General features: G+C 46.5%; 14 protein-coding genes. 10 read left to right on the forward strand and 4 right to left on the reverse strand.

Annotation, left to right across the window (positions count from 1 at the left end):
- The first annotated feature begins 1 nt into the window (after position 1).
- Positions 2-1,270, forward strand: coding sequence for a phosphoribosylamine--glycine ligase (gene purD / locus NSQ83_RS03860; RefSeq protein ID WP_198878947.1), 1,269 nt, complete (start codon positions 2-4; stop codon positions 1,268-1,270).
- A gap of 38 nt (positions 1,271-1,308) precedes the next feature.
- On the opposite strand, the gene NSQ83_RS03865 is transcribed toward purD, so the two are convergent.
- Positions 1,309-1,731: an Lrp/AsnC family transcriptional regulator gene (locus NSQ83_RS03865; protein ID WP_048655153.1), complete on the reverse strand. Its 423-nt coding sequence runs from the start codon at positions 1,729-1,731 to the stop codon at positions 1,309-1,311.
- A gap of 143 nt (positions 1,732-1,874) precedes the next feature.
- Between NSQ83_RS03865 and NSQ83_RS03870 the strand changes: the two genes are divergently transcribed.
- Positions 1,875-3,149: an amino acid permease gene (locus NSQ83_RS03870; RefSeq protein WP_198878946.1), complete on the forward strand. Its 1,275-nt coding sequence runs from the start codon at positions 1,875-1,877 to the stop codon at positions 3,147-3,149.
- Positions 3,150-3,163: 14 nt separating this feature from the next.
- On the opposite strand, the gene NSQ83_RS03875 is transcribed toward NSQ83_RS03870, so the two are convergent.
- Positions 3,164-3,391 carry a DUF2892 domain-containing protein gene (locus NSQ83_RS03875; RefSeq protein ID WP_003233931.1) on the reverse strand — a complete coding sequence of 76 codons (228 nt, stop codon included), beginning with the start codon at positions 3,389-3,391 and terminating at the stop codon, positions 3,164-3,166.
- Positions 3,392-3,519: 128 nt separating this feature from the next.
- On the opposite strand from NSQ83_RS03875, the gene NSQ83_RS03880 reads away from it, so the two are divergent.
- Genes NSQ83_RS03880 through NSQ83_RS03890 form a run of 3 tightly spaced genes read left to right on the forward strand, consistent with a single transcriptional unit; the run spans position 3,520 to position 6,601 of the window.
- Entirely contained in the window at positions 3,520-5,262 is a 1,743-nt protein-coding gene (locus NSQ83_RS03880; RefSeq protein WP_198878945.1) for an adenine deaminase, read from the forward strand.
- A gap of 26 nt (positions 5,263-5,288) precedes the next feature.
- Positions 5,289-6,284, forward strand: a complete 996-nt coding sequence (locus NSQ83_RS03885) for a DUF3048 domain-containing protein (RefSeq protein ID WP_198878944.1) — start codon at positions 5,289-5,291, stop codon at positions 6,282-6,284.
- A gap of 2 nt (positions 6,285-6,286) precedes the next feature.
- Positions 6,287-6,601, forward strand: a complete 315-nt coding sequence (locus NSQ83_RS03890; protein WP_003219429.1) for a YerC/YecD family TrpR-related protein — start codon at positions 6,287-6,289, stop codon at positions 6,599-6,601.
- Positions 6,602-6,638: 37 nt separating this feature from the next.
- Here NSQ83_RS03890 and NSQ83_RS03895 read toward each other — a convergent pair whose 3' ends face one another.
- Complete coding sequence (locus NSQ83_RS03895; RefSeq protein ID WP_032722976.1) at positions 6,639-8,216, reverse strand: FMN-binding glutamate synthase family protein; 1,578 nt, start codon at positions 8,214-8,216, stop codon at positions 6,639-6,641.
- 262 nt (positions 8,217-8,478) lie between these two features.
- On the opposite strand from NSQ83_RS03895, the gene NSQ83_RS03900 reads away from it, so the two are divergent.
- The 5 genes from NSQ83_RS03900 (at position 8,479) to NSQ83_RS03920 (ending at position 15,854) form a co-directional block, all read left to right on the forward strand.
- A complete protein-coding gene (locus tag NSQ83_RS03900) occupies positions 8,479-9,165 on the forward strand; it encodes a heptaprenylglyceryl phosphate synthase (protein WP_032722977.1) in 687 nt (228 codons plus the stop codon).
- A gap of 61 nt (positions 9,166-9,226) precedes the next feature.
- Positions 9,227-11,446, forward strand: a complete 2,220-nt coding sequence (gene pcrA / locus NSQ83_RS03905) for a DNA helicase PcrA (RefSeq protein ID WP_015383008.1) — start codon at positions 9,227-9,229, stop codon at positions 11,444-11,446.
- Positions 11,447-11,469: 23 nt separating this feature from the next.
- On the forward strand, positions 11,470-13,476 hold the full coding sequence (gene ligA, locus NSQ83_RS03910) for an NAD-dependent DNA ligase LigA (RefSeq protein ID WP_032722978.1): 2,007 nt from the start codon (positions 11,470-11,472) through the stop codon (positions 13,474-13,476).
- Positions 13,477-13,491: 15 nt separating this feature from the next.
- Positions 13,492-14,682 carry a CamS family sex pheromone protein gene (locus NSQ83_RS03915; RefSeq protein WP_003242795.1) on the forward strand — a complete coding sequence of 397 codons (1,191 nt, stop codon included), beginning with the start codon at positions 13,492-13,494 and terminating at the stop codon, positions 14,680-14,682.
- 161 nt (positions 14,683-14,843) lie between these two features.
- A complete protein-coding gene (locus NSQ83_RS03920) occupies positions 14,844-15,854 on the forward strand; it encodes a phosphotransferase enzyme family protein (protein ID WP_003233909.1) in 1,011 nt (336 codons plus the stop codon).
- Positions 15,855-15,891: 37 nt separating this feature from the next.
- Here the strand turns inward: NSQ83_RS03920 and NSQ83_RS03925 are convergent, their stop codons facing one another.
- Positions 15,892-16,590, reverse strand: coding sequence for an MgtC/SapB family protein (locus NSQ83_RS03925; RefSeq protein WP_010886431.1), 699 nt, complete (start codon positions 16,588-16,590; stop codon positions 15,892-15,894).
- Positions 16,591-16,655 lie beyond the last annotated feature (65 nt).

Genomic DNA, 16,655 nt, shown 5'->3' on the forward strand with positions numbered 1-16,655 from the left:
CGTGAATGTATTAATTATCGGTAAAGGCGGAAGAGAACATACGCTGGCGTGGAAGGCAGCGCAAAGCAGCCTCGTCGAGAATGTATTTGCCGCTCCCGGAAATGACGGCATGGCAGCTTCCGCACAGCTTGTAAACATTGAGGAAAGCGACCACGCAGGGCTTGTCTCATTTGCAAAACAAAATCAGGTCGGCCTGACCATTGTCGGCCCTGAGGTTCCTTTAATTGAAGGTCTGGTGGATGAATTCGAAAAAACGGGTCTGCGCGTGTTCGGCCCGTCAAAAGCCGCGGCGATCATCGAAGGAAGCAAACAGTTCGCTAAGGATTTAATGAAGAAATACGACATTCCGACCGCAGAATACGAGACGTTTACATCCTTTGATGAGGCGAAGGCATATGTGCAGGAAAAAGGTGCTCCGATTGTGATAAAAGCAGATGGACTTGCAGCTGGAAAAGGCGTTACTGTGGCTATGACAGAGGAAGAAGCAATTGCATGTCTGCATGACTTTCTTGAAGATGAAAAGTTCGGTGATGCGAGCGCGTCCGTTGTCATTGAAGAATATCTTTCTGGTGAAGAATTTTCTCTGATGGCCTTTGTCAAAGGGGAAAAGGTGTATCCAATGGTGATTGCCCAGGATCACAAGCGTGCGTTTGACGGAGACAAAGGCCCGAATACGGGCGGAATGGGCGCTTACTCTCCAGTTCCGCAAATTTCGGAAGAAACGGTCCGCCATGCTGTAGAAACGATCGTTAAGCCGGCCGCAAAAGCAATGGTACAAGAAGGCCGTTCCTTCACTGGCGTTTTGTACGCTGGATTGATGCTTACTGAAAACGGCTCGAAGGTCATCGAATTTAATGCCCGCTTCGGCGATCCCGAAACACAGGTCGTGCTTCCGCGCATGGAATCTGATCTGGTACAGGTGCTTCTTGATCTTTTAGATGATAAGGAAGTTGACTTAAGATGGAAGGATACCGCGGCAGTGAGTGTTGTGCTTGCATCAGAAGGGTATCCGGAAAGCTATGCAAAAGGCACGCCGATCGGCAGCCTTGCAGCAGAAACTGAGCAGGTCGTGGTCTTCCATGCCGGAACGAAAGCAGAAGGCGGAGAGTTCGTTACAAACGGGGGGCGCGTCGCCAATGTGACGGCTTTTGATGAAACGTTTGAAGCGGCTAGAGACCGAGTGTACAAAGCGGTTGATGAAATATTTAAACCGGGACTCTTTTTCAGAAAAGACATTGGGGCACGCGCTTTAAAGGCTGCTCAAAAATAAGTGAGGAAAACCCGCAGATGAAGCTGCGGGTTTTTTTATTATGTAAAAGTGGGATGGCAGCTAGAAGAAGAAAGCACAACGAGCGTGGTTGGTTTTCCATGGGCCATCGAGGCGTCAATAAAATCCTCAAGCGTATGTACCGATTCAGTCACGACCTTTGTCACATAGCTGTACATCCCCGTGATGCGGTGGTTTTCTGCTACATCAGGATGCGATGTTGCAAAGGCGGCGTAGTGCTTGCAGCTTTTCGGCTCCATGAGAATAAAAGCGGTGACATGCTTGTTTAGTTTTTCGTAACAGATATTCGCGCTGTAGCCGGTAATCACTCCTTTGTCTTCCAGCTTCCTGACACGCTCCGCCGCGCTTGGCGAGCTGAGTCCGACAAGCTTTCCCAGCTCAACCATCGTTAATCTGCCGTTTCGCTGCAAATGCGAGAGAATCTGAAGGTCTGTATCGTCCATTTGTCTGGCTCCTTTACATATTTAGGCGAATGAATGAAAATTCCTTTGATCGTAAGGTAATGCTGTTGATTTAACTTCATTGTAGCATATGGATGCCGTCTTATTTTTTCTATAATAAAGCCATCAATCAGAGAGGGGGCATCATGTTGCCAGAATTACAGCGCTCTATTACTTGGATACAAGGGACGGCGTTAACGATTGGGGCGGTTTTAGGATGCGGGATATTAATCCTGCCGTCTGTTACCGCGGATACGGCCGGTCCGGCTTCTTTATTTGTCTGGGTATTCATGTCTTTTTTATCTTTTCTTCTCGTCGGCACGCTGGCACGGCTTGTGAAAATTGCGCCTAGTGCGGGAGGAATCACTGCTTATGTGCAGCTGGCCTTTCAGAAAAAAGCCGGGGCTATTTTGGGCTGGATCATGTTAGGGTCCGTTCCGATCGGCGTTCCCATCATCGCTTTGACTGGCGCGCATTACGTCAGTTACGTCACAGAGGCGGCGGATTGGCAGGTTACATCGATTGCTGGTTGCATGCTGGCTATATCTATTTTGCTTCATATGAGAGGCATTCAACTATCCGCAAACATCAGTACACTCGTTATTTGTGTCATCGTATTTCTGCTTGTCACTTCTATTGCTGTGTCATTGCCACACGTCACGATAGCAGAATTCAAACCGTTTCTTCCGCATGGCTGGTCTGCCGCGGGATCTGTTTCTGTCATGATTTTTTTCTCTTTTGTAGGCTGGGAAATGATTACCCCGTTGGCTGAGGAATTTCATCGCCCTGAAAAAGATGTCCCGCTCAGCTTGTTTTTGGCAGCGTCTTGTGTGGCAGGGCTGTATATCATGCTGTCATTTGTGACGGTGGGGACTCATTCATATGGAGAGAATGGAGAAATTGCATCGCTTGCCATGCTCATCTCAAAAAGAGCAGGGGAAAGCGGTGTATACGTCACGGTATGCTTAGCGCTGTTTATTACATTCGCCACCATCCATGCCAATATTGCCGGTTTTTCAAGAATGGTGTACGCATTGGCGAGAGAGGGGCACATACCCGTATTTTATGGAAAACTCAGTGCGACAAAACGTACGCCCATCCGTGTTTTGACAGCGATGGCCGCAGTGTTTGGCTTAGTGCTTGCGGCGCATGGTCTGTTTCAAATCGATTTGACGACTCTGTTGAAAGGGCCGAGCGCGGCTTTTATCGCATCTTACATATGTACAATGGCGGCAGCACTGAAACTGCTGGGCAGGAGAGATATAGGCTGGTGGATGGCACTCGGGGCATTTGTGGCGTGCGCGGTGATTTATTCATTCAGCGGCTGGGCACTGCTTTATCCGGCAGTGCTGGCAGCTGCAGGATATCTCTATATGAAAACAAAGGGTGGGCATAAAAAAAAGCTTGATCACGTTTTATGATCAAGCTTTTCCATTTATCCGTTTTGATGCTCGTTATTTCCAGAATCGCTGTGTTGAAACATGTAGGTCACAGGACAGAAGCGCAAGATTCCCGAACCCGCTTTCATGGCCCCCATAAAGATGTAAAAGAGATGCATTCTGCACCAAGGTTTTTTCGTAAACTTTGCACTGGCGGCTGACATAATCGTCAATCCGCAGGCGATTCTGAACACGGCATTGATGAGACTGATATTTGGCTTCAAGGAAATCCGCTCCTTTTACTTAAAAAAGTTTTTTAACCGAACCTTCAAAAATTTGTAACGTTTTTATCGTGCGTGATGAGGAAGGATGTGATACCATGAGTCTAATACATGTAAAGGAGAGTATGTGAATGTCCGAACGCACCTTTAACTGGAAAAACAAAGACATCAGGGCACAGGTTGATGTTGTAGACTCAAAGCTGCTTCCAACGCTCCTTTTACGGAATGCTCTCGTCTTAAATCCATATGTAAAACAATGGCTGAAAAAAAACATTTGGATTTATCAGGACCGCATTGTTTATGTGGGTCATGAACTTCCGAATAGAGCCGAAGAAATTCATACGATTGATTGTGAAGGAAAATACATTGTGCCAGGTTATATTGAACCGCACGCACATCCTTTTCAAATATATAATCCCCAAACACTGGCGGAATATGTGTCTCAATACGGAACAACGACATTCGTGAATGATAACTTATTTTTGCTTTTGCAAAGCGGAAAAAAGAAAGCGCTTACGATTTTGAATGAACTCAAAAAGCAGCCTGTCCAGTATTTTTGGTGGTCACGCTATGACCTCCAGACCGAGGTTCTGAACGAGGACCACGTCCTTCCATTTGACGTCAGAAAACAGTGGATTGAACATCCGGATGTGATTCAAGGCGGAGAAATGACCGGATGGCCTCGCCTGGTAGATGGTGATGATTTAATGCTCCACTGTATGCAAGCTACAAAGAAACAGAGAAAACGCATTGAAGGGCATTTTCCCGGCGCTTCTGATAAAACGCTTACAAAAATGAAGCTGTTCGGAGCGGATTGTGATCATGAAGCGATGACAGGTGATGAAGTGATGAGAAGGCTGGAACTGGGCTATTATGTTTCCCTTCGGAACTCTTCCATTCGCCCCGATGTAAGAAAAATCTTGCAGGAGCTGCATGAGAAGGGCTTCCGCTATTATGACCACTTCTTTTTCACGACAGATGGCGCAACCCCGAATTTCTATAAAGGCGGCATGACAAACGAGCTGATTCGCATCGCGTTAGAAGAAGGCGTACCTGCAATCGATGCCTACAATATGGCATCATTTAATATCGCAAAGTATTACCAAATGGATGATTATTTAGGAGTTGTCGGACCGGGCAGACTGGCATCGCTGAACATATTGGAAGATCCGTTAAATCCGAATCCCGTGACTGTTCTGTCAAAAGGGACCATTCTGCGTGAAGACGGCTGTGATTTGAAGGCGTTTACAAAGACGGACTGGCACAAAGGCGGTCTTGTCCCGCTTGAGCTTTCATATGATATGACGATGGATGACTTGCAGTTTTCTATGCCGATGGGCGTGAAAATGCGGAATGCGGTCATTATGGAGCCGTATATGATTGAGATCGACAATTCGATGGAACAGCTCTCGTTTGACCATGATGAAAGTTATTTGACGATGCTCGACAGACACGGGAAATGGCGCGTCAATACGATGATAAAAGGGTTTGCCTCAAGCGTGCAGGGATTTGTAAGCTCCTTTACGACGACGGGCGACATTGTCGCGATTGGAAAAAATAAAGCGGATATGCTGCTCGCTTTTGCCCGCATGAAAGAAATCGGAGGAGGAATTGTTTTAGCGGAGAACGGAAACATTCTGCATGAAATCCCGCTTACGCTGTGCGGCTGCGCCTCTTCGGAAGCGTATGAAGACGTGCTTGAGAAGGAACAAAAGCTGAGAGATCTTTTGACTGAAAGAGGCTATGAGTTTTGCGATCCTATCTATACGCTGCTCTTTTTACAAAGTACGCACCTTCCGTATATACGCATTACGCCAAGAGGAATCTTCGACGTCATGAAAAAAACTGTACTCTTTCCATCGATAATGCGTTAAAATATAAAAGAGCAGGGAGCCGACATATGAAAAATTGGATGACAGTTTGCGCGCTGTGTTTCGTGTTTTTTCTGCTGGTATCCTGCCAGCAGAAGGATGCTGTCCCGGATACTGCAAAGAAGCTGAAAGCTCCTTTAACGGGGCTAAAGACTGAACAGAAGGTGACTGAACGCCGGCCTGTTGCTGTTGTGGTGAACAATCACCCGAAGGCGAGGCCGCAGTCGGGTCTGTCTAAAGCCGACATTGTCATAGAAGCGCTAGCCGAAGGGCAAATCACAAGATTTCTGGCCATTTTCCAAAGCCAGATGCCTGAAACTGTCGGACCTGTGCGGAGCGCGCGGGAATATTTCGTCACTCTCAGCAATGGCTTTGACAGCATATTTGTCCATCACGGCTGGAGTCCCGGCGCCAAAGAGCAGTTGGAATCCGGAGCTGCCGATTATATGAACGGATTGGATTTTGACGGAAGCTTATTTTGGAGAGCTGATTTCAGCAAACCGCCCCACAATTCCTATACGTCTTATGATTACATAAAAAAGGCGGCGGAACAAAAGGGTTATAAGCTGAAGCAGGAAACAAATCCGCTGCTGTTTCAAACATCAGATGCAAAACCTGCAAATGAATCTTACAATGTTCGGGTAGATTATGGAACAAAAAACGTTACAAATCTTGTCGAATACAACTATGATAAAAAAGCTGAATTTTATACAAGAAGCTCTGATGGTGTCATAACGACAGACCGGGAAACCGGAAAGCCGGTTGCAATGCAAAATATTTTCATTGTTGAAGCCAGCCATCATATTATTGATCAAGATGGAAGGCGGGACATCGACTTGGAATCAGGAGGAAAAGGTCTGTTGTTTCAGCACGGAAACGTCATTGAAACAGACTGGAAACAAGTGAATGGCAGAATTGTGCCGGTAAAAGACGGCAAGTGGCTTCCGTTTGTGCCAGGAAAGACTTGGATCAATATCGTACCTGATCTTGATGCGGCTTCCATTAGTAAAGGAGAAGGTGTGTAACGATGCAAATCGATAAATTACGCGGCAAAGAGCTGGACCAGTTATTTAACTCGATCTTATCGCTGAAAGACCTGGAGGAATGTTACCGATTCTTCGATGATCTATGCACAATTAACGAAATTCAATCGCTGGCTCAGCGCCTTGAAGTGGCGCGCATGCTTCGCGAAGGAAACACGTATCATAAGATTGAAACAGAAACAGGCGCTTCCACGGCTACGATTTCCCGTGTGAAACGCTGCTTAAATTACGGAAATGACGCTTATGAAATGGCGCTTGACCGTGTGAAGGAAACGGAAACTGAGTCTTCTTCAAAATAACATAGAACCGCCCTGCCGTTCGGCAAGGGCGGTTTCTTTATGAAACAAATTGATGGATCAGGTTGTCGATATCGATGAGACTGCCATCCTCTTTGCGATAGACAACATGCTCCTTGGAAAAGTGAATCGGCGAATTGATCCCTGCTGCGGCTGCAAGGTTAAACAGCCCCTCCCGCAGGGAAATGACGTAGTTGCAGACGCGATGCTGTTTTTCCTCAACGCTCAGTGCTTTTTGCAATTTCGGATCTGTCGTCGCCACACCTGCCGGACAGGTGTTGGTGTGGCAGACGAGAGCGCGGATGCAGCCAACGGAAAACATCATGCCGCGTGCGATGTTGACAAAGTCAGCGCCGAGGGCTAAGGCGACCGCGATTTTATCAGGAGTCAGGAGCTTTCCGGAAGCAAAGATTTTCAGCTGGCTGCGCAAGCCGTACTGTTTAAGAAGCGTGTCAACAATAGGCAGCGCTGTCATAATCGGAAGGCCGACTGTATCCGCGAGCTCGTAAAAGGAAGCTCCGGTACCGCCTTCACTTCCATCGATCGTGATAAAATCCGGATGCTTTCCGCTTTTCTGCATATAAGAGAAAAGCTCATGTAATTCTTCAGGATGCCCAGCGACCAGTTTGATGCCGACTGGCTTTTGTCCGACATCTCTAAGTTTTTCAATAAAGTCGAGCATTTCAGGAGGGTTTGAGAATTCATAAAAGCGGTTCGGGCTGTCAATCGACTTTCCAGGTTCGACATTCCGAATGTCTGCCACTTCCTCTGATACTTTGGCGCCGTCCACATGGCCGCCCCGGGTTTTCGCTCCTTGTGCCAGCTTTAGCTCAAACGCTTTAATCTGGTCAATCCTGCTTTTTCTTTTAAATTCCTCCCACGAAAATTCCCCGTTTCTTTTGCGCACGCCGAATAGGCCCGGTCCGATTTGGCAAATGATATCGGCGCCGCCCTTTAAGTGATATTCAGACAATCCCCCTTCACCTGTATTCATCCAGGTGCCGCCTGCCTGATGGAGCCCTTTTGAGAGCGCCGTAACAGCCCGTTCTCCAAGAGAACCGTAGCTCATGGCAGACTGGCCGACTAAGCCCTTCACATAAAATGGCTTCTCGCATGTATGCTCGCCAATCACCTGTACATCATCAGGATGGAGAAAATACGGGTCTGCCTTGATATGTTCGGCATGCTCCTTGCGTTTGAACAGATTGTCAGCATCCATTTTATAGATTTGGGTTTCAATTTTTGGCGTTTGATTTACGTGCATTTCTTCCCTTTGTTTTGGAAACATAGCGTTACGGATATAATAGCCAGGTTTATCAAAATCTCTTACAGATCCAAAGCCCATCATTCTGCTTTTGTATTTGCCGGAGATGACGGTTTGCTCATATTCCTTTCGTGAAAAAGGCTGCTCCTCATTGTCATTGCTGTATAAATACTGTCTGAGCTCCGGCCCGATTTTTTCAAGGGTATACCGAAACCTTCCGATGACGGGATAGTTGCGAAGAATTGAGTGCTCCTGCTGTTTTTCATCCTTTATGTAGATCCAGGCAAACAAGACGATCGGGATAGCGATGATCCCTATGATAAATGCGATGAGTGCTATTATGATGGTTTCCATCTCTCAGCCTCCCTTTTTATGTAACCATTTCCACAGTTGAACACTTTCCAAACAATAGCAGAAGGAATCTGGTGAAAAATGTGTGCTTCTGCCGATACAGGACTCAGAGAGCAGGTACTGCCATATGCTCTTTTTTTATGAAAATAGAATCAAAACACCTTTTTCAGTGAATAACGAGATTAACGGCTTTTTCCGTTTTTCCGCGCTATGTGAATTTGTTATAATGTTTAAATGGTAACAAACGAATGGAGGAACGTATGACGTGTACGATGTAACGGAGTGGAAGCATGTCTTTAAACTCGATCCAAATAAAGATTTGCCTGACGAACAGCTGGAGATTCTTTGCGAATCAGGAACGGATGCGGTCATTATCGGAGGAAGCGATGGTGTGACAGAGGATAATGTCCTGCGGATGATGTCTAAGGTAAGACGGTTTTTGGTGCCGTGTGTCCTAGAGGTATCAGCGATTGAAGCGATCGTTCCCGGCTTTGACTTATATTTTATTCCGAGTGTATTAAACAGCAAAAACGCGGATTGGATTGTCGGAATGCACCAGAAAGCCATGAAGGAATACGGAGAACTGATGTCTATGGAAGAAATCGTGGCGGAGGGCTACTGCATCGCAAATCCAGATTGCAAAGCCGCGGCACTGACTAAAGCGGACGCCGATCTGAATATGGATGATATTGTCGCCTATGCGCGTGTGTCGGAGCTGCTGCAACTGCCGATTTTTTATTTAGAATACAGCGGCATGCTTGGAGACATAGAAGCTGTCAAGAAAACGAAGGCTGTATTGGAAACGTCAACCTTGTTTTATGGGGGCGGCATCAAGGATGCGGAAACGGCCAAACAGTATGCAGAGCATGCGGATGTGATCGTTGTAGGCAATGCTGTGTATGAAGATTTTGACAGGGCTTTGAAAACAGTAGCGGCTGTGAAAGGCGAGTAGTAAATTGTACGGATTTGGTTTATGATAGAACATATGTTTTGTATAGGCGGGTGAACAAATTTTGAATTATATTAGCAATCAATTACTAAGCGGTTTAAACCCCGTTCAGCAGGAAGCAGTCAAAACAACGGACGGGCCTCTTTTGCTGATGGCGGGAGCGGGAAGCGGAAAGACGCGTGTCCTGACCCATAGAATTGCTTATTTAATGGCAGAAAAGCATGTGGCGCCGTGGAACATTCTGGCGATCACATTTACAAATAAAGCGGCACGCGAAATGAAAGAACGTGTGGAAAGCATCCTCGGACCCGGCGCGGACGATATCTGGATTTCCACATTCCACAGCATGTGCGTGCGGATCTTGCGCAGAGATATCGACCGGATTGGGATCAACCGAAATTTCTCCATCCTTGATACGGCTGACCAGCTTTCAGTGATCAAGGGGATTTTGAAGGAGCGCAATCTTGATCCGAAGAAGTTTGACCCGAGAAGCATCCTCGGTACGATCAGCAGTGCGAAAAACGAATTGACCGAACCGGAGGAATTCTCTAAAGTTGCTGGCGGCTACTACGATCAGGTGGTCAGCGATGTATATGCTGATTATCAGAAGAAGCTATTGAAAAACCAGTCGCTCGATTTCGACGATTTGATTATGACGACGATTAAACTGTTTGACCGAGTGCCGGAAGTACTTGAATTTTATCAGCGCAAATTCCAATACATCCATGTTGATGAGTATCAGGATACGAACAGGGCGCAATACATGCTTGTTAAGCAGCTTGCCGAGCGTTTCCAGAACCTTTGCGTTGTGGGGGATTCTGATCAGTCAATCTACAGATGGCGCGGCGCGGATATCACCAACATCCTTTCATTTGAAAAAGATTATCCGAATGCAAGCGTGATTTTGCTAGAACAAAACTATCGTTCAACGAAACGGATTTTGCGTGCGGCTAACGAGGTCATCAAAAACAACTCTAACCGCAAACCGAAAAATTTGTGGACGGAAAACGATGAAGGCATCAAAATTTCCTATTATCGCGGTGATAATGAATTCGGAGAAGGACAGTTTGTGGCCGGTAAAATTCATCAGCTTCACAGCTCAGGCAAGCGGAAGCTGTCTGATATCGCCATATTATACCGGACAAACGCGCAGTCCCGTGTGATTGAGGAAACGCTTCTCAAAGCGGGCTTGAACTATAACATTGTCGGCGGCACAAAGTTCTATGACAGAAAAGAAATTAAAGACATTCTTGCGTACCTGCGCCTCGTATCCAATCCTGATGACGATATCAGTTTCACGCGCATTGTCAATGTGCCGAAGCGCGGAGTCGGTGCGACATCACTTGAAAAAATCGCTTCGTATGCGGCCATAAACGGCTTGTCATTTTTCCAAGCGATTCAGCAGGTTGATTTTATCGGCGTCAGTGCCAAAGCGGCAAACGCGCTTGACAGCTTTAGACAGATGATTGAAAACCTGACCAATATGCAGGATTACTTATCTATTACAGAGCTGACAGAAGAAATTCTTGATAAGACGGAATACAGAGAAATGCTGAAGGCTGAGAAATCGATCGAAGCCCAAAGCCGTTTAGAAAATATCGACGAGTTCCTGTCTGTTACGAAAAACTTTGAACAGAAAAGTGAAGACAAGACACTCGTTGCGTTCCTGACAGACTTGGCATTGATCGCAGATATTGATCAGCTCGATCAGAAGGAGGAAGAGTCAGGCGGCAAGGATGCGATCACCCTGATGACACTGCACGCCGCGAAAGGACTGGAGTTCCCGGTTGTTTTCTTGATGGGGCTTGAAGAAGGCGTCTTCCCGCATAGCCGTTCACTCATGGAGGAAGCGGAAATGGAAGAAGAACGCCGCCTTGCGTACGTTGGGATTACAAGGGCTGAACAGGAGCTTTATCTGACCAACGCTAAAATGCGCACCTTGTTTGGCCGGACGAATATGAACCCGGAATCTCGCTTCATTGCTGAAATACCGGATGATTTATTGGAAAACCTAAATGAGAAAAAAGAAACGAGAGCGACGTCTGCGAGAAAAATGCAGCCGAGACGCGGCCCTGTTTCACGCCCGGTATCCTACGCCAGCAAAACAGGCGGCGACACCTTGAACTGGGCAGTCGGAGATAAGGCGGGCCATAAAAAATGGGGAACAGGAACTGTCGTCAGCGTAAAAGGCGAAGGAGAAGGGACGGAGCTCGATATTGCCTTCCCGAGCCCTGTCGGCGTGAAACGCCTGTTAGCAGCATTTGCTCCTATTGAAAAGCAGTAATTGAAGAGGAAAGGAAGAAGCAGATGGACAAAGAAACAGCGAAGCAGCGGGCAGAAGAACTGCGCCGCACCATCAACAAGTATAGCTATGAATATTACACCTTAGATGAACCGAGCGTCCCAGATGCCGAATACGACAGATTGATGCAGGAGCTGATTGCGATCGAGGATGAGCACCCAGACCTCAGAACGCCTGACTCTCCTACGCAGCGCGTCGGCGGAGCCGTGCTTGAAGCGTTTCAGAAAGTCACCCACGGCACACCGATGCTCAGTTTGGGCAACGCCTTTAATGCTGATGATCTTCGTGATTTCGACCGCCGTGTGCGCCAAGCCGTCGGCGACGATGTGGCGTATAATGTGGAGCTGAAAATAGACGGTCTTGCTGTTTCTCTCCGTTATGAAGACGGCTATTTTGTCAGAGGAGCCACAAGAGGTGACGGAACGACGGGAGAGGATATTACGGAGAATCTGAAGACGATCCGCAATATCCCCCTCAAAATGAACCGTGAGCTGTCAATCGAAGTGCGCGGCGAGGCGTATATGCCGAAGCGTTCGTTTGAAGCTCTCAATGAGGAACGGATTAAAAATGAGGAAGAACCGTTCGCCAATCCGCGAAATGCCGCGGCGGGATCACTCAGGCAGCTCGATCCGAAAATTGCAGCGAAACGAAACCTCGATATCTTCGTCTACAGTATAGCGGAGCTTGACGAGATGGGTGTGGAGACGCAAAGCCAGGGGCTTGATTTTCTCGACGAACTCGGATTTAAAACGAATCAGGAGCGAAAAAAATGCGGCGACATAGAAGAAGTCATAGTGCTGGTCGATGAGTTTCAGGCGAAGCGCGCTGACCTGCCGTATGAAATAGACGGCATTGTCATTAAAGTCGATTCTCTCGATCAACAGGAGGAGCTCGGTTTTACGGCGAAAAGCCCGCGCTGGGCCATCGCGTATAAGTTTCCTGCTGAAGAGGTCGTGACGAAGCTTCTCGATATCGAATTAAATGTCGGCAGAACGGGTGTGATCACGCCGACCGCGATTCTTGAGCCGGTAAAAGTTGCCGGCACAACGGTCTCAAGAGCATCCCTTCATAACGAAGATTTAATTAAAGAGAAGGACATTCGGATTTTGGATAAGGTTGTTGTCAAAAAAGCGGGCGATATCATCCCGGAAGTCGTGAATGTCCTCGTTGAACAGCGTACAGGAGAAGAAAAGGAATTCAGCATGCCGACGGAATGTCCTGAATGCGGCAGTGAGCTCGTCCGGATCGAAGGAGAAGTGGCGCTTCGCTGCATTAACCCTGAATGTCCGGCGCAAATCCGGGAAGGGCTGATCCATTTCGTTTCCCGCAATGCCATGAACATTGACGGTCTCGGCGAACGAGTGATCACACAGCTGTTTGAGGAAAACCTTGTCCGCAATGTGGCAGATTTATATAAGCTGACGAAGGAACGAGTCATCCAGCTTGAGCGCATGGGTGAAAAGTCCACTGAAAACCTGATCAGCTCCATCCAAAAATCAAAAGAAAATTCGTTGGAGCGTTTGCTGTTTGGGCTTGGCATCCGTTTTATCGGATCAAAGGCTGCAAAGACGCTTGCCATGCATTTTGAAAGCTTGGAGAACCTGAAAAAAGCCTCAAAAGAGGAACTTCTCGCGGTAGATGAAATCGGTGAAAAAATGGCTGACGCGGTCATCACCTATTTTCATAAAGAAGAAATGCTTGAACTCTTGAATGAACTTCAGGAGCTGGGCGTAAACACGCTCTACAAAGGCCCGAAAAAAGTAAAAGCAGAGGACAGCGACTCTTACTTTGCCGGTAAAACAATTGTTCTGACAGGAAAGCTGGAAGAGCTGTCAAGAAACGAAGCCAAAGCGCAAATCGAAGCGCTGGGCGGAAAGCTGACTGGAAGCGTCAGCAAAAACACAGACTTAGTCATCGCCGGAGAAGCGGCGGGAAGCAAGCTGACAAAAGCACAAGAGCTGAACATTGAAGTGTGGAATGAAGAACAGTTAATGGGAGAGCTAAAGAAATAAGAGGAGTGTTTTCTATTGAAAAAGACGTTGGCATTGGCGGCAACGGCGGCAGTATTAATGCTGTCTGCCTGCTCGTCAGGTTTTGGGGGGGAGAAGGAGGAAGAGATTACGCAAAAGACGGCGAAATCGTCAGAAAAAGCGATTGTCCCGAAATATAATATCTCTGACTCCTATTACAAAATGGTGCTGCCGTTTAAGGCAGGCAAAGCGCGTGGCTTAACAACGGAACAGCTGAATACTAGGCTGGACATTGACGAGTTTGAAACAGGGCTGATGCGTCTTGCCCAAGATTCTTTCTCGACTGACGATTATCTGTTCCAAGAAGGACAATATTTAGATGAGGATACAGTATTAAGCTGGCTGGCACGGAAAAAAACGGGCTCTGATTTGAAAAAAGCCGAAAAAGAAGATAAAAACTTCAAAAATGAAGGCTTGAACCCGGCGCTCCCAAGCTCTGGTTCAACAGAAGAAAAGAACGAAAGCAGCCCAATTTATTTAGCATCCATGCTTGAGCACGATTATTTAGTCAGAAAAGACAAGAATTCTATCCAGCTTGGCGGCGTCATGATCGGACTGGCGTTAAACTCAGTGTATTACTATCGTGAAAAAACTGGCGACCCGCAAAAAGAAGTGGAAATTAAAGACAGCACGCTTCGCCAGCAGGGAGAAAAAATTGCACAGGAGGTTATTAACCGCCTCCGCAAAAAAGATAATTTGAAGAATGTGCCGATTACCGTCGCGCTTTATAAGCAGGCGTCAAAAACATCGATTGTGCCGGGGAACTTCATCGCCAAAACAGAGGTCAAAGCAGGCTCTACCGATATCTCAAATTGGGATGACATCAATGAAAAATATGTATTCTATCCGGCGGATACAACCACAGCAGAAAAATACCCGGATGACACCGAGGTCTTTAAGCGGTTCAAAAACTCAATTGAAGAATATTTCCCGAACTATACAGGCGTTGTCGGTACAGCGCTGTATGAAAATGATGAAATGAAGAAAATGAAGATTGACATACCAATGCAATTCTATGGAAAGAGCGAAGTTGTCGCGTTTACCCAGTTCTTAACGGGTGAAGTGATGGACTACTACTCTAAGAGCTCAGTTGATGTCGAAGTCAATATCACGTCCTCAGACGGACAGGAAGCGGTCATTATCCGCAATGCCGGAGATAAAGAGCCGACTGTTCACATTTATGACTGATAGAAAACCCTTGTGCCATATTGGCACAAGGGTTTTTATGTTACAATTAACAGGAAAAGGGAAATTATTTTCACTTCTGCCGAAACACAAATCAAGGGGAGGTATGTTGATGCTGGAAATCGTGTGAAAACAATCATTATCAAAACTATAGCAATGAAAGGATGTTAGACGTGCATAAAGATATCAAAAAAATATTTCATGAAGAGCAGGTTTTGGCAGAAGCTGCAGCGAGATACGGTTTCTCAAAAGATCAGGTGCGTTTTCTGGCTGATGCGGAAAACTATGTATATGAATGTATGAAAGACAATCAACCTTATATTTTAAAGATTACCCATACGATTCGGAGATCTTCTGATTATATAATGGGAGAGATGGAATGGCTCCGTCACCTTGCAATAGGGGGAATTTCAGTAGCCAAACCGCTCCCGTCGCTGAACGGAAAAGACGTAGAAGCAGTGCCGGACGGAAACGGCGGGTCATTTTTATTGAGAGTGTATGAGAAAGCGCCGGGGCAAAAAGTGGATGAATCGGACTGGAATGAAACGCTATTTTATGAGCTTGGCAGATACACAGGCAGCATGCACAGCCTGACAAAAAGCTACAAATTGAGCAATCCCGCTTTCAAAAGACAGGAATGGGATGAAGAGGAGCAATTAAAGCTGAGAAAATATGTGCCTGAAGATCAGATAAAGGTGTTTCAGCAAGCCGATTCTTTGATGAATGAACTGCGGAGGCTTCCGAAAAGCCAGGACAGCTACGGCTTGGTGCATGCGGATCTGCACCATGGCAATTTTAACTGGGATCATGGCAAAATCACGGCATTTGATTTTGATGATATCGGCTACAACTGGTTTGTTAACGATATTAGCATTCTTCTCTACAATGTCCTGTGGTATCCTGTTGTGCCATATGATGATAAAGCTGCGTTTACAGAAGAATTTATGACGCATTTTATGAAAGGGTACTGGGAGGAAAATGAGCTTGACCCTGCATGGCTGATGATAATACCTGATTTCCTCCGCCTTCGCCATATGCTGATTTACGGATTGCTGCATCAGATGTTTGACCTTAACACAATAGGAGAAGAGGAAAAAGAAATGCTGGCCGGTTTCAGAAGAGATATAGAGAATGGCACGCCGATTACAGCATTTGATTTTTCAGCACTGGTGTAGATAGAAAAAGCCAATGGGAATCCAGTCCCATTGGCTTTTATAATGTATCACACTTCACGCCGACTACGCCTTCAATGGCTTTAATGTCATAGTAGACATCGGTCGTGTATCTGTTTTTATGGACGCGGACCTTCACTTCCATAATTGGAAAATCCTTTTCGCCTAGGTCGTCGATCCGAACGGAGTGTGCTTTGATATCTCTTCTTTTCATTTCTTTTAAAATCTCTGTCATTTTGTCTTTATCAGAAAGTGACATTCTGATGCGGATGTCTTTTTCCTGCAGGCGGTCGGGGCCGATTTTTCTGACCACCCATGGGAGAAATTCCACGCTGATCAGGATGAACAGAAGACTGGCAAACGCTTCTTTATAAAAACCTGCTCCCGTAGCAAGCCCGAGCCCCGCTGCCCCCCAGATCATGGCCGATGTTGTCAGGCCGGAAATGACATCATTGCTTTTTCGCAGGATGACACCGGCTCCGATAAACCCGACGCCGGAGATGATTTGTGCCGGCAGACGAAGCGGATCCATCATGATGCGGTAGTATTTAGGGAAATGATATGCCGCATTAATACTGACGATCGTCAGCATGCATGAGCTGACTGCGATGACAATACAGGTTTTTAATCCGAGCGGCTTATTTTTTAATTCGCGTTCAAGCCCGATGACCATGCCAATCAATGTGGCAATGCCCAATTTCAATAAAATATCAGGATCAATATACCAGCTCAACAGCAACTTCCCCCTTCTCTATGGTGTTTTTAAATAAATATGATTTTCTCACAGTATTTATAGCAAAACAA

Source organism: Bacillus sp. PS217, assembly GCF_037963535.1.
Lineage (GTDB): Bacteria > Bacillota > Bacilli > Bacillales > Bacillaceae > Bacillus > Bacillus subtilis.

Excerpts from the sequence above, each read along its gene's own strand:
- NSQ83_RS03920 (WP_003233909.1), top strand. The coding sequence starts at position 14,844 with ATGTTAGACGTGCATAAAGATATCAAAAAAATATTTCATGAAGAGCAG.
- NSQ83_RS03885 (WP_198878944.1), top strand. The coding sequence starts at position 5,289 with ATGAAAAATTGGATGACAGTTTGCGCGCTGTGTTTCGTGTTTTTTCTG.
- NSQ83_RS03870 (WP_198878946.1), top strand. The coding sequence starts at position 1,875 with ATGTTGCCAGAATTACAGCGCTCTATTACTTGGATACAAGGGACGGCG.
- ligA (WP_032722978.1), top strand. The coding sequence starts at position 11,470 with ATGGACAAAGAAACAGCGAAGCAGCGGGCAGAAGAACTGCGCCGCACC.
- NSQ83_RS03865 (WP_048655153.1), bottom strand. The coding sequence starts at position 1,731 with ATGGACGATACAGACCTTCAGATTCTCTCGCATTTGCAGCGAAACGGC.
- NSQ83_RS03890 (WP_003219429.1), top strand. The coding sequence starts at position 6,287 with ATGCAAATCGATAAATTACGCGGCAAAGAGCTGGACCAGTTATTTAAC.
- NSQ83_RS03895 (WP_032722976.1), bottom strand. The coding sequence starts at position 8,216 with ATGGAAACCATCATAATAGCACTCATCGCATTTATCATAGGGATCATC.
- NSQ83_RS03880 (WP_198878945.1), top strand. The coding sequence starts at position 3,520 with ATGTCCGAACGCACCTTTAACTGGAAAAACAAAGACATCAGGGCACAG.